Annotated in this window: 11 protein-coding genes; 5 read left to right on the plus strand and 6 right to left on the minus strand. The window is 72.1% G+C overall.

From position 1 onward, the window contains the following. Positions 1 to 69: 69 nt before the first annotated feature. The 3 genes from ACFWM7_RS28645 to ACFWM7_RS28655 all read right to left on the minus strand — a co-directional run bounded on the left by ACFWM7_RS28645 (position 70) and on the right by ACFWM7_RS28655 (position 2119). Positions 70 to 474, minus strand: coding sequence for a DUF3040 domain-containing protein (locus ACFWM7_RS28645; RefSeq protein WP_006123866.1), 405 nt, complete (start codon positions 472 to 474; stop codon positions 70 to 72). 247 nt (positions 475 to 721) lie between these two features. After that, positions 722 to 1480, minus strand: a complete 759-nt coding sequence (locus ACFWM7_RS28650) for a methyltransferase (protein WP_383265833.1) — start codon at positions 1478 to 1480, stop codon at positions 722 to 724. Positions 1481 to 1591: 111 nt separating this feature from the next. Next, positions 1592 to 2119, minus strand: a complete 528-nt coding sequence (locus ACFWM7_RS28655; protein ID WP_383265835.1) for an SAV_6107 family HEPN domain-containing protein — start codon at positions 2117 to 2119, stop codon at positions 1592 to 1594. 166 nt (positions 2120 to 2285) lie between these two features. Here ACFWM7_RS28655 and ACFWM7_RS28660 point away from each other — a divergent pair, with 166 nt between their 5' ends. From ACFWM7_RS28660 to ACFWM7_RS28680, 5 genes are all read left to right on the plus strand, one after another. Further along, positions 2286 to 3074, plus strand: a complete 789-nt coding sequence (locus ACFWM7_RS28660) for an ATP-binding cassette domain-containing protein (RefSeq protein WP_383265838.1) — start codon at positions 2286 to 2288, stop codon at positions 3072 to 3074. Next, complete coding sequence (locus ACFWM7_RS28665) at positions 3046 to 5133, plus strand: YhgE/Pip family protein (RefSeq protein ID WP_383265841.1); 2088 nt, start codon at positions 3046 to 3048, stop codon at positions 5131 to 5133. The genes ACFWM7_RS28660 and ACFWM7_RS28665 overlap by 29 nt, the downstream gene beginning before the upstream one ends. A 53-nt stretch (positions 5134 to 5186) precedes the next feature. Continuing rightward, positions 5187 to 5798 (plus strand): TetR/AcrR family transcriptional regulator, encoded by a 612-nt coding sequence (locus ACFWM7_RS28670; RefSeq protein ID WP_006123872.1) that lies wholly within the window; start codon positions 5187 to 5189, stop codon positions 5796 to 5798. 365 nt (positions 5799 to 6163) lie between these two features. Continuing rightward, positions 6164 to 6781: a DUF4126 domain-containing protein gene (locus ACFWM7_RS28675; protein WP_383265844.1), complete on the plus strand. Its 618-nt coding sequence runs from the start codon at positions 6164 to 6166 to the stop codon at positions 6779 to 6781. Positions 6782 to 6812: 31 nt separating this feature from the next. Then, positions 6813 to 8327, plus strand: coding sequence for a phytoene desaturase family protein (locus tag ACFWM7_RS28680; protein ID WP_383265847.1), 1515 nt, complete (start codon positions 6813 to 6815; stop codon positions 8325 to 8327). A 71-nt stretch (positions 8328 to 8398) separates the two neighbouring features. On the opposite strand, the gene ACFWM7_RS28685 is transcribed toward ACFWM7_RS28680, so the two are convergent. The 3 genes from ACFWM7_RS28685 to thiE all read right to left on the minus strand — a co-directional run bounded on the left by ACFWM7_RS28685 (position 8399) and on the right by thiE (position 11059). Continuing rightward, positions 8399 to 9304 (minus strand): hypothetical protein, encoded by a 906-nt coding sequence (locus tag ACFWM7_RS28685; protein WP_383265850.1) that lies wholly within the window; start codon positions 9302 to 9304, stop codon positions 8399 to 8401. A 49-nt stretch (positions 9305 to 9353) separates the two neighbouring features. Continuing rightward, positions 9354 to 10271 carry a methylenetetrahydrofolate reductase [NAD(P)H] gene (metF, locus tag ACFWM7_RS28690; protein WP_383265853.1) on the minus strand — a complete coding sequence of 306 codons (918 nt, stop codon included), beginning with the start codon at positions 10269 to 10271 and terminating at the stop codon, positions 9354 to 9356. Between the two features lie 137 nt (positions 10272 to 10408). After that, complete coding sequence (thiE, locus tag ACFWM7_RS28695; RefSeq protein WP_383265855.1) at positions 10409 to 11059, minus strand: thiamine phosphate synthase; 651 nt, start codon at positions 11057 to 11059, stop codon at positions 10409 to 10411. Between the last annotated feature and the right edge of the window lie 33 nt (positions 11060 to 11092).

Below are 11092 nucleotides of genomic sequence, written 5' to 3' on the forward strand. Positions count from 1 at the left end.
CCCCTCACCCATCTGTGTCCTGCGTCGTGCCATCGCCCGGCCCTGTGAGAAGAACAGGGCCGACGCGTACTACTGGCCCTGTTCGTCGCGGCGGCGCTGCCACCGCTGCTCGATGCGGTTCATCATCGACCGGCGTTGTCTCGGTCGGCGGCGTGCGCCGCTGTCCCCGCCACCTGCGGCAGCCGGCTGTTGTTCACCGGGCTTGGGCGCTTTGCGCCATCCGGTGACCGCGAGCACGGCGCAGCCGAGCATGACGAGGAACCCCACCACGCTGATCCAGATCTGCTGGGCGACCATTCCGGCCATGAGGAGCGCGATACCCACCAGGAAGCCAGCGACCGCCTGGTAGACCCTTTTGCGGGTGTACGTACGCAGTCCGCTTCCCTCGAGCGCTGTCGCGAACTTGGGATCTTCGGCGTACAGCGCTCGCTCCATCTGCTCGAGCATGCGCTGCTCGTGCTCCGAGAGCGGCACGGGATCCTCCTCGTCGTCGGCCGCGGGGGCGACCGGTATGCGGCCCTTCCAGGATAGGCGGGGATTCGCCCCCGTGAAACCCGCCCTCTAGCGTTCAGCCAGTCCGGACCGCTGTGTCGGCTCGGCTGCTGAGGCGTAGATTCCCCGACGACCGATCCGCCATGCCGGATGGTGTCACCCGATCATACGGGGCGGACGCCCCGTACGGGGGTCCTGAGTCCCACTCGGTCCGCGCTTGCGTTGCTGATCAGCGGCGCTTCTCGCCCAGGACGTGCAGCTGGGTGGCGACCGAGTGGAACGCGGGCTGCTCGGCGACGGCCGCTTCGAGCTTGAGGAGCGCCTCCACGGCGCCCGGCTCGGTGTCCACCAGGACGCCCGGCACGAGGTCGGCGAAGACCCGGACGCCGTGCACCGCGGCGATCTCCAGACCGGCGTCGGAGACCAGGTCGGAGAGCTGATCGGCGGTGAACCTGCGGGGCACCGGGTCGCCTTCGCCCCAGCGGCCGGCCGGGTCGGTGAGCGCGTGGCGGGCCTCGGTGAAGTGACCGGCGAGCGCGCGGGCAAGGACGGCTCCGCCGAGGCCCGCGGCGAGCAGGCTGAGCGCGCCGGAGGGCCGCAGCGCCTCGACTGCGTTGCGCACACCCTCGGCGGGCTCGTCGACGTACTCCAGGACGCCGTGGCAGAGCACCGCGTCGAAACCGTCGCGCTGCACGACGTCGAACAGGCCGAGGATGTCGCCCTGGACCCCCCGGACCCGGTCGGCGACCCCGGCCTCGGCCGCGCGGCGCTCCAGCGCGAAGAGGGCGTTGGGGCTGGGGTCGACGACGGTGACCCGGTGGCCGAGCTTGGCCGCGGGCACGGCGAAGTTGCCGGTGCCGCCGCCGGTGTCCAGGACATCCAGGGCGTCCCTGCCGGTCGCCTTGACCTGACGGTCCAGAGCCTCCTTGAGGACTTCCCAGACCACGGCGGTACGGAGGGAGGCGCGGGGGCGCGGCTGGTCCGACACGGCAGATGACTCCTCGGCACGGTGCCGCCGGGGACGGCGGAGCGTGAACAGTGCGGGTGGTGCGAGCGGTCACCACCCTATTGCCTCGCACCGCCGTCCAGGGCACCCGCCTCACCCGCCGGCAGGGCGCTCCGGGCGTGGTTGCGGGAGGACCGGCTGGAGCACGAGCAGCCGTTCCACCAGGCGCAGGAACATGGCCGCGTCGCGCAGCAGGTCGTCGGCGTCGCACCCGCCGGCGGCTCCCGGCACGCCCGCCTCCGCGCGGGCCCGGCGCAGGGCGCCCGAGGCGAAGAGGGCGCTCCACTCGGTCAGTTCCGGCGCTATCTCCGGGAGGACTTCCCAGGCGCTGCGGATGCGCTCGCGGCGGCGCTTGTTCGTCTCGGGGCGGCCGCGGGCGGCCAGCACGGCCGCCGCGGTGCGCAGGGCGGCGAGGTGGGCGGTGGCGTACCGCTCGTTGGGCTCCTGGAGCACGGCGGCCTCGTCGAGGCCGGAGCGGGCCTTGGCGAGCAGTTCGAGAGCGGCGGGCGGCGCCGTGCTGCGACGCGGCACGGGGTGGACATCGCCGGCCGGACCGGTCAGTGAGGGGGCAGGGCTGCCTGCGCGGCGCCGCGGGGCGGCGGCTGCGGACGAGCTGGCCATGACGAACCTCCTGTCGTCGTGTGACGGCTCCGTGGCCGTCTGTGTCCATGGTGGCGGCCACCACTGACAATCGACCGTGATACCGCGCTGACCTGCCGTTTTGCTTCGAGCGCGAGTTCGGACTACCTTTTTGCACTGACTGGTCAGTGCAAATAGGGGAGGGTCTGTGGAGAGCCCGCACGGCGCGGCTGTCGGCGCCGAGGACTTCGGACTGGAGGGACCGCGCGGCCGGGTCTTCCGGGACGTGACGTTCAGCGCCGAACCGGGGTCGCTGGTGGCCATCGAGGGACCGTCGGGGTCGGGCCGCACCTGCCTGCTGCTCGCCCTGACCGGCCGGATGCGCACCACCGAGGGCCACGCGGAGGTCGGCGGGCTGCGCCTGCCGAAGCAGGCCGCCGCCGTCCGTCGCATCGCCGCCCTGGGCCCCGTCCCGATGGTCAGCGAGCTGGACCCCGCCTTCACCGTCGCCGAGCACCTCGGCGAACGCGCCCTCCTCCAGGGCCGCTACGGCGCCTCCCTGCGGACCCTGCTGCGCCCGCGCGCGGAGCGCCGGGCCGCCGCCGAGGCCCGGGTGGCCGAGGCCCTCGAAGCCGCGGGGCTCGACCTCGCCACCCTGCCGAAGTCGGGGCGCACCTCCGTACGCGACCTGGAGCGTCTTGAGGCGTTGCGGCTGTCCGTGGCGCTGGCGCTGATCGGCAGGCCGCGGCTGCTCGCCGTCGACGACACCGACCTCAAGCTCTCGGACACCGAACGCGACCAGGCCTGGGCGCTGTTGCGCTCCGTGGCCGACGCCGGGACGACCGTGCTCGCCGTGTGCAGCGAGGCCCCCGAGAACACGCAGGTCGTGCGCACCGCACCGGCCGCCGGGGAGTCCGCCGCCGAAGAGACCACCACTCAGGAACCCACCACCGACGAGGAGACGGCCGATGCGATCGCCGAAGCTGGCCGCGCTTGAGCTGAAGCGGTTCGGCCGGGGGAAGCTGCCGGCCGCCGCGCTGGTGGCCCTGCTGCTTCTGCCGCTGCTCTACGGCGCCCTGTACCTGTGCTCGTTCTGGGATCCGTACGGGAAGCTCGACAAGCTGCCCGTCGCCCTGGTCAACGACGACAAGGGGGCCACCAGTGACGGGAAGCGCCTCACGGCCGGCGACGAGATCAGCGAGAAGCTGCTCGACTCCAAGGTCTTCGCCTGGCACGAGGTGAGCTCCGCCCAGGCCGAGAAGGGCGTCGAGGAGGGCACGTACTACCTCTCGCTGACGATGCCGTCGGACTTCAGCGAGAAGATCGCGTCCAGCGGCGGGGACTCCCCCGAGACCGGCGCGCTCCAGGTGCGGACGAACGACGCCAACAACTACATCGTCGGGCAGATCTCCAGGACGGTCTTCGGAGAGGTCCGCAACGCCGCCTCCACGAACGCCTCCCGGTCCTTCCTGGATCGCATCTTCATCAACTTCTCCGATCTGCACGACAAGACCGCCGAGGCGGCGAAGGGCGCCGACGACCTCAAGGGCGGCATATCGAAGGCGAAGCAGGGCTCCAAGGACCTCGCGAACGGCCTCAAGGACTCCAAGGCGGGCAGCAAGAAGCTCTCCGACGGGATCGTGAAACTGAACCAGGGCTCGCGCGACCTCGCCACGGGCTCCGCCCGGGTCGCCGGAGGCACCCAGGTCCTGGCCGACAAGGTCAACAAGATCGCCGGTGACATACGCCCGTTCTTCAAGGACAACGGCAAGTCCATCCAGGGCACCGCCCGGCTGGTCGCCGACACCTCCGGAGCCGTACGGCACAACCTCGACCTGTTGGTGAAGAACGCGCCCACCGCCGCCGCCGACGCCCAGAAGGCGGCCGACGACCTGACCGAGGTCCACCGCACGCAGTGCGAGGAGGCCGAGGAGCCCGACGCCACGGTCTGCCCGCCGCTGGAGCGCGCCAAGGTCACGGCCGTCGACGTCGCGAAGATCGCCGCCGATGTGAACACCCTGGTCACCAACCAGAACGGCGACCTGAAGAAGCTGAGCACCCACCTGACCGCCTTCCAGAAGCAGGCCGAGGCCCTCGCGAAGCACGCGCCGACGCTGGACGGAGACCTGGCCTCGGCCGTAACCAAGGTCAACGAGCTGAACACCGGCGCCCGCAAGGTCGCCAAGGGCGCCCAGGCGCTGCACACGGGACTCGGCGGCGCGCAGACCGGCTCCAGCGACCTGGACACCGGCGTCGGCAAGCTGAAGACCGGTGCGGAGAACCTGGACGGCGGGCTCTTCCGGCTCGGCGACGGCTCCACGGAGCTGGCCCAGGGCCTCAACGACGGTGTGGAGAAGATCCCGGACTACGACAAGAAGGACCGCGACGCGCGGACCGACGTCATGGCCGACCCCGTCCAACTGGCCTCCAAGTCGCTGCACGCGGCCCCCAATTACGGCACCGGCTTCGCCCCGTACTTCATCCCGCTGTCCCTGTGGGTCGGCGCGATGGTGGCGTACATGCTGATTCAGCCGCTCAACCGGCGGGCGCTCGCCGCCGGGGCCTCCTCCTGGCGGATCGCGTTCGCCGGCTGGCTCCCGGTCGCCGCCATCGGCACGGCCCAGGTCGGCGCCCTGATGGCCGTCCTGCACTGGGGCCTCGGCCTCCAGATGGCCCACGCCGCCGGAACGATCGGCTTCCTGGCCCTGGTGACCTGCTGCTTCGCGGCGATCGTGCAGTGGCTGAACGCCTGCTTCGGGGCGGCGGGGCGGATCCTGGTGCTGGTGGTGCTGATGCTCCAGCTGACCTCGGCCGGGGGCACGTACCCCGTCCAGACCAGCCCTGGATTCTTCGGCGCGATCCACCCGTACCTCCCCATGACGTACGTCGTCGAGGGGCTGCGCAGGCTGATCACGGGCGGTCCGCTCACCCCGGTCTGGCTGGGCTGCGCGGTGCTGGCGGCCTTCACCGTCGGGGCGCTCGCCCTGACCGCGTTCACCGCCCGCCGCAAACAGGTGTGGAGCCTGAGCCGGCTGCACCCGGAGCTGAGCCTGTGAGCGCGCCCGCGGTCGAGCCCCTGGGCGCTTTGGGGCCTGGAAGAATCAGCCCCATGGAAAGCAGTGGCACCACGCGCCGCCAGGCCACCCGGCAGAGGCTCTACGAGGCGGCGGTGACGCTCATCGCCGAGAAGGGCTTCTCGGCGACCACCGTCGACGAGATCGCCGAGCGGGCCGGGGTCGCCAAGGGCACGGTCTATTACAACTTCAAGAGCAAGACCGAGCTGTTCGAGGAGCTGCTCCGGCACGGCGTGGGACTGCTCACGGCCTCGCTGCGGGCCGCCGCCGAGGAGTCCGAGGAGCGGGGCGGCACCCGGGTCGAGGCGCTGGACGCGATGATCCGGGCCGGGCTCGCCTTCATCGACCGCTACCCGGCCTTCACCCAGCTGTACGTGGCCGAGCTCTGGCGCACCAACCGCGCCTGGCAGTCCACGCTGCTGGTGGTGCGCCAGGAGGCCGTGGCGGTGGTCGAGGGCGTGCTGCGCGACGCGGTGCGCAGCGGTGAGCTGAGCGAGGAGATCGACATCCCGCTGACGGCGGCCGCGCTGGTCGGGATGGTGCTGGTGGCGGCGCTGGACTGGCAGGCGTTCCAGCCGGAGCGCTCGATCGACGAGGTCCACTCGGCGCTGTCGCTGCTGCTGCACGGGCGGGTCAGCGGGCACTGAGGCCGCACATCCGGTGAGCCACCGGGAAAGCCGAAGACGCCGGCCGCTGGAGTTCGCATCCCCCGCGAACTCCACCGGACCGGCGTCTTCCGTGCTTGCCGGAAACCCGTTCCCCGTGACCCCGTACGTCCCCCGTGGTCCCCGGGCCTCCGTCGTGCACCCCCGTTGCGTCGGGGGAACCGCACCGTTCCGCCGCCCCGTGCCGGCGGTCCTGGCGCAGCGCCCCTTCCGTGGTCATCACTCTGCCGTCCGCGCAGGTGGGGGCCCATCCGCGCTGCTACTCATCTGTGCGCCTAGGTACGGATACTCAGGGCCGCGCCCGCAACCTCACCCGGCTCCGGCACCCGGTCGTTACGATCGCCTGCGTGTCGGTAATCCCCCTGGTGTTCACGAGTGGCTGGGCGAGCGGAATCAACGCGTACGCGGTGGTTCTGCTGCTCGGTCTGTTCGGCGCGACCGGCGTGTCCGACGAGGTGCCCGCCGCCCTGCAGCGCACCGATGTCCTGATCGTGGCCGGTGTGCTGTTCCTCTGTGAGGCGGTGGCGGACAAGATCCCGTACGTGGACTCGGTCTGGGACACGGCGCACACCGTGATCCGGCCGGTGGCCGGGGCGGTGATCGCCGCGCTGCTGGCCGGGGAGAGCGGTTCGCTGCCGGAGCTGGCGGCCGGCGCGATCGGCGGGTCCACTGCGCTGATGAGCCATCTGGTCAAGGCGGGCACGCGGATGGCCGTCAACACCTCACCGGAGCCCTTCAGCAACGTCGGAATGAGCATCGCGGAGGACCTCGGGGTCGCCGGGGTCATCACCTTCGCCATATTCAACCCGGTGGCGGCCGCCGTGATCGCGGCCGTGCTACTGGTGCTCGGGATCGTCACCGTGGTCTTCCTCGCCTCGCGGATCCGCCGCTTCCTGCGCCGTCGGGCGCAGCGCCGCGAGGAGAAACGTCTGGCCGGAACGGGTGGGCACTGGCCTCCCGGCTGACCTGTCAGTGCCGGTCGATAGGGTCACCGGCATGGCACGAATTGCGGTGATCGGCGCCGGGACGGGCGCGATGGCGGCGGCCGCCCGGCTGGCCGTGGCGGGCGAGAAGGTGACGGTCTACGAGCGGTCCGCGAGCTACGGCGGCTCGGTCGGCCGCCATGAGCACGAGGGCTTCGTCTTCGACACCGGGCCCGGGCTGCTGCATCTGCCCGCCGTCCAGCGGGACCTCTTCGTGAAGACCGGCAAGCAGTCGCTGGAAGAGTCCGTGACGCTGACCCAGGTCGATCCGGCGAGCCGCCATATCTTCGCGGACGGCACGGCGGTGTCCCTGCCCAACGCCTCCCGGGCCGGGGTGGCCGCCGCCCTGGACGGGGCGCTGGACGCGGGCGCCGGAGCGCGCTGGAGCGACTTCATGGACCGGGCCCGGGACGCCTGGGACCGCTCGCGGCGGCCGCTCCTGGAGGAGCCGCTGCGGGCGGATCACCAGGTGCTGGGGCGCGAGCCGTATCCGGCGGTGCGGCAGCGGAGGCTGCTGCGCGCGGCCCGGCAGGCGGGCACGGTCGCGGAGATCGGCGCGTGGGAGCTGGCGGACGCCCGGCTGGCCGCTCTGCTGGAGGGATATGCGCTCGCCCACGGCCTCGACCCGCGCAGGACCCCCGCGAGCGCCGCGCTGTTGCCGTACATGGAGCAGACCTTCGGCAGCTGGTACGTGATGGGCGGGATGCGGGAGCTGGCCCGTGCGGTGTACGAGCGGTGTGTGGCCCGCCGGGTGGAGTTCGTCTTCGGGGCCGAGGTGGTCCGGGTCGTCGAGGAGGACGGCCGGGCGGCGGGCGTGGAGCTGGCGGGCGGTGAAGTGGCCGAGGCCGACCGGGTGGTGCTCGGGGTCCGGCCGCGCCCGGGTCTGGTGCCGGGTCAGCAGGTGTGGGGCGCGGGCGATGTGCCGGTCCGGGCGGGGTCCGGCGCGGGTGCGGCGGGCCGGTTCACGGTGCTGCTGTCGCTGCGCGGGGGCCGGGAGGCGGATGCGGCGCACCGGACCGTGGTGCACAGCGCGGAGGGGGCGGCGGAGCAGGCGGCGGTGTTCGGGGGCCGGGTCGCCGACCACCCCACGGTGTGGGTGCTGCGCCCCGACGATCCGGCGACCCGGCCGGACTCGGAGCACGAGGCGGTGACGCTCACCGCGACGGTGGCTCCGCAGGGGCCGGTCGACTGGCGGGACGCGGAGGTCCGGCAGCGGTTCGCCGATGCCCTGGTGGAGCGGGCGGGCGCGGCCGTTCCCGGGCTGCCGGAGCGGATCCTGCACACGGAGGTCCGTACGCCCGCGGAGACCGAGGCGGAGACGGGGGCCGAGGGCGGTGCGGTGCCGCCGCCCACGCTGGCCGGGGCGGACGGCGCGTATCTGCACCCGGGCAACCTCACCCGGCTGCCGGGGCTGTATCTCGCGGGCGGCTGGGCGCATCCGGGCGGCGGGCTCGCGCACGCCGGGATGTCGGGGACGCTGGTGGCCGGGCTCGTGGTGGAGGGCGACGACTTCCGCGGCTCCCGCTGAGCCGGGAGCGCTGGCGGCCGCCCGCCGCCCGGGGACCGCTGCCGGTGGCGCGGTCCCCGGCAGCGGGGGGCTCAGTAGCGGTACTGCTCGTTCTGGCCGGTGTCGTAGCCGTTGCCGTACGGGGCGGGCCCGGTGGGCTGCTCCGGCTCCGTCGGGGGGTACTGCTCGGCGTCGCGCTGCTGCGGAACCCAGACGCCGCCGGGCGGGGTGTCCACGCCGTAGCTCTGGGCGTAGGGGTCGGTGTAGCCCTGCTGCCCGCCCTGGCTGTCGTAGCCTTCGCCGTTGCCGTAGGCGTCGTAGCCGTAGGAGGGGGCTTGGTTGGTGGTGCCGATGTACGGGTCGGAGTAGGCGGCGTAGTTCTGCTCGCCGGTGCCGTAGTCGTACGTTCCGGTGTAGGCGTCCTGGGTCTGCTGCTGGCCGTAGCCGGTGTACGGGTCGTACGCGGCGTACTGCGGCTGGGCCGAGGGGCCGGAGTCGTCGCCCTGGTCCCGGTGGGCGTGGCCGTTCGGGTCGTAGCCGGTGTCCCCGTACACGCCGTACTGGCCGGTGTCGTCGGGGAGCGGCTGCGGTTCGTAGACGGACGGTGCGGGCGGGGCGGCCGGGGGCGGACTGTACCCGGCTGCGGCGTTCAGGTCCGAGACCTCCAGGTCCGAGACCTCCAGCGTGGGTTCCTTCACCGCGGCACCCGGGCCGCCGCCCCTGCGCCGGCGGCTCTCCCCCGGGCTGCCGCCTATGGCCCAGCCGGTGGAGAAGCCGCGCCGGAAGGACAGCGTCACGAAGGTCTGGCCGGTGGCGAAGGCCAGCGTCCCGACGACGATGACCGGGACGGAGGCCAGCAGCACCCCGACCACCACGCCGAGGAAGCCGGCGAAGGCGAGGAGCCGCCAGCGCAACCGTGCCTTGTACTGCAGCAGTACCTCGCCGAGCAGCCACAGGGCCACCAGACCGAATGCGATGTAGAGGACCGTCCAGCCCACGCCCGCCCCCTCCTTCGGCCGTAGCCGCTTCGGCGGCGGGTACGGCCGGTCACGACTGCTTGTGCAGTCCGAGTTTTTCGTAGATTTCGAGCGTAGCCGTCGAGTTGTTGAGCGTGATGAAGTGCAGTCCGGGCACACCCTCGGACAGCAGCTTCGCGCAGAACTCCGTTGCGAACTCGATGCCAATGGAGCGTACAGCGGCGGGATCGTCCTTGGCTGCGAGGATGCGCTCTTTCAACGACGCGGGCACGGTCGCGTTGCTGAGCTGGGAGAACTTTTCCAATTGCTTCACGCTGGTAAGGGGCATGACCTCGGGGATCACCGGCGTTTCGCAACCCGCAGCGACCACCCGGTCACGCATCCGGAGATAGTCCTCCGGGCGGAAGAACATCTGGGTGATCGCGTAATCCGCGCCCGCCCGGCACTTGTCGACGAAATGACCGATGTCCGTCTCCCAGTCGCTCGACCGGGGGTGCATTTCGGGGAATGCCGCGACGCCGACGCAGAAGTCGCCCGATTCCTTGATGAGGCGGACGAGGTCGGCGGCGTACTTCACGCCCTGCGGGTGCTCCACCCACTCGCCCATCGGGTCGCCCGGCGGGTCGCCGCGGACCGCGAGGATGTTCCTGATGCCCGCGTCGGCGTACTGCCCGACCATGTTGCGCAGCTCGGCGATCGAGTGGTTGACCGCGGTGAGGTGGGCGACGGGGGTGAGCGTGGAGTCCGCCGCGATCTCCTGGGTGGCCTTGACCGTCCCGGCGCGGGTGGAGCCGCCGGCGCCGTACGTCACGGAGACGAAGCTCGGACGGACCGCCTCGACCCGGCGCAGCGCATTCCAGAGGTTGCGCTCACCTTTCTCCGTCTTGGGCGCCCAGAACTCGAAGGAGTACGACGTTTTGCCGGTCGCCAGCAGATCACGCACGGTGCGCGCGTGATCAGTCCTGGTGGAAGGTGTGCCAAGGGCCATAAGGGGAGGTTAACCAGGGGGTGGACGCTCCCCCAACCAGAGCGGGAAACTTTGTCTCGTTTTGCCGGACTGTTGTCCACTCCTCGGACACTCGTCGGACCGGAGCCCTCGATGTCCCCCGTCGGTATGCCGAGAGTTCAGAACGTGTATGCCCGGACGCGTCGGGCCAGCTCGGCGGTGGCGGCGGCCGGGTCGTCGGCCTCGGTGATGGCGCGGACGACGACGACCCGGCGGGCCCCGGCGTCCAGCACCTGATCCAGATTGCCCGCGTCGATCCCGCCGATGGCGAACCAGGGCCGCGATCCGCCGAGGGAGGCGGCGTAGCGCACGAGGTCGAGGCCGGGGGCGTGACGGCCGGGCTTGGTGGGGGTGGGCCAGCAGGGGCCGGTGCAGAAGTAGTCCACGCCGTCCTGGGCGACGGCGGCGTCGACCTCGGATTCGGCGTGCGTGGAGCGGCCGATCAGCCGGTCGGCGCCGATGATCGCGCGGGCGGCGGGGACGGGCAGGTCGCCCTGGCCGAGGTGCAGGACGTCGGCCCCGATGGCGTGGGCGACGTCCGCGCGGTCGTTCACCGCGAGGAGCTTGCCGTGTCGGCGGCAGGCGTCGGCGAACACCGCGAGGTGGTCCAGCTCCTCGGCGGCCTCCATGCCCTTGTCCCGGAGCTGGACGATGTCGACGCCGGAGGCGAGCACGGCATCGAGGAAGGCGGGGAGGTCGCCCTGGAGCTTGCGGGCGTCCGTGCACAGGTAGAGCCGGGCGTCGGACAGCTGCTCGCGCGGCGTGGACATGGTGGAAACCCCCCGTGGTCGTCACGGCGGCTG

The organism is Streptomyces sp. NPDC058375 (genome assembly GCF_042723425.1).
Taxonomy (GTDB): domain Bacteria; phylum Actinomycetota; class Actinomycetes; order Streptomycetales; family Streptomycetaceae; genus Streptomyces; species Streptomyces durocortorensis.

What these genes read in the sequence shown, in the direction of transcription:
- ACFWM7_RS28655 (WP_383265835.1), bottom strand. Translation starts at nt 2,119, where the DNA reads ATGGCCAGCTCGTCCGCAGCCGCCGCCCCGCGGCGCCGCGCAGGCAGC.
- ACFWM7_RS28680 (WP_383265847.1), top strand. Translation starts at nt 6,813, where the DNA reads ATGGCACGAATTGCGGTGATCGGCGCCGGGACGGGCGCGATGGCGGCG.
- thiE (WP_383265855.1), bottom strand. Translation starts at nt 11,059, where the DNA reads ATGTCCACGCCGCGCGAGCAGCTGTCCGACGCCCGGCTCTACCTGTGC.
- ACFWM7_RS28665 (WP_383265841.1), top strand. Translation starts at nt 3,046, where the DNA reads ATGCGATCGCCGAAGCTGGCCGCGCTTGAGCTGAAGCGGTTCGGCCGG.
- metF (WP_383265853.1), bottom strand. Translation starts at nt 10,271, where the DNA reads ATGGCCCTTGGCACACCTTCCACCAGGACTGATCACGCGCGCACCGTG.
- ACFWM7_RS28670 (WP_006123872.1), top strand. Translation starts at nt 5,187, where the DNA reads ATGGAAAGCAGTGGCACCACGCGCCGCCAGGCCACCCGGCAGAGGCTC.